Annotated in this window: 1 protein-coding gene; it reads left to right on the forward strand. The window is 76.9% G+C overall.

What is annotated here, in order from left to right; genetic code table 11:
• Window positions 1–55: 55 nt before the first annotated feature.
• A partial coding sequence (locus tag LPA54_RS37970; RefSeq protein WP_228984957.1) for a hypothetical protein occupies window positions 56–464 on the forward strand: 409 nt, incomplete at its 3' end.

A 464-nucleotide genomic window follows, 5' to 3' on the forward strand; every position in this document is an offset into this window, starting at 1 on the left:
CGCTGTGCGCCGGGACCCCGGCGCCGTGCTCACCGGCCTCGTGACCCTGCCGCACGTGACCACCGTGGCCGAAGGGCTGGAAGGCCTCACGGACGAGGAGGTGAACGAAGAGGCGGCCCGATTCCTGGGGTTGGACCCGGACCAGGCGGTCGTCGGGCCGCCCGAGCGGGCCCGGTTCTTCTGGGCGACCGTGAAGACCCTGGAGTGGGAGAGCAGGACCCCCGACCCGGCCACCCTCACCGGCAGGGTGCTGCACCTGGGCCGGCCCGACCCGGACCGGCTGCCCGACCTCCTGGACCTGGTGGCGCGCGCGGCGGCCGTCGGTGTCGACGTGGACGACCCGGTCGCGCTGGGCGCGTTCCACCTGGAGACCCTGGGCGCCCTCGCGCCGGACACCCTGCTGCTCGACGACTCGGGCGCCCCGGCCGGCCGGAGCTGGACGCCGGGCCCGCCGGGTGCGGCGG

The organism is Streptomyces sp. DH12, assembly GCF_020873895.1.
In the GTDB taxonomy this organism is placed as follows: domain Bacteria; phylum Actinomycetota; class Actinomycetes; order Streptomycetales; family Streptomycetaceae; genus Streptomyces.